This is a genomic window from Frigoribacterium sp. CFBP9029 (genome assembly GCF_034045305.1).
Classification (GTDB): Bacteria; Actinomycetota; Actinomycetes; order Actinomycetales; family Microbacteriaceae; genus Frigoribacterium.
Map to the genome: position 1 here is coordinate 1 of NZ_JAXCWB010000029.1, position 417 is coordinate 417.

The 417-nt window shown below is 66.9% G+C and carries 1 pseudogene; it reads right to left on the bottom strand.

Annotated features, from left to right (window positions below):
- Nucleotides 1–362, bottom strand: a pseudogene (locus SOM11_RS15050) (hypothetical protein); the annotation flags it as partial.
- Nucleotides 363–417 lie beyond the last annotated feature (55 nt).

Sequence of the window (417 nt, forward strand, 5' to 3'; positions counted from 1 at the left end):
ACGTCGGAGGAGGGGTCGTAGTAGTCGACGTTGCCGCCGGTGATCGGGAACGCGAACGTGCCCGTGGCGCCGTCGAAGGTGCCGGTGCCGACCGGGGCCGGGGTCAGACCCAGCGAGGTGAGCGCGTCGACGAAGGACTGGTCGACGGTGACCTGGGTGTCGACGCCGTTGCTGAGGTCGGGGAGCGAGGCGACCGGGGTGGCCTCGGCGCTGGGCTCGGCCGATGCCGAAGCCGAGCTGGTCGACTCGGTGGAGCCGCTGTTGGAGTCCATCGAGCACGCGGCGAGCGAGAACACGAGGGCGCCGGAAGCGACGAGGCCGAGTCCGACCTTGGTGATCTTCTTACGGGAGAAAGCATTCATGATCAGGTCCTTTTCTGTGATTCCCGGTGGGGATGAAAAGGATTCGCCACCCTCC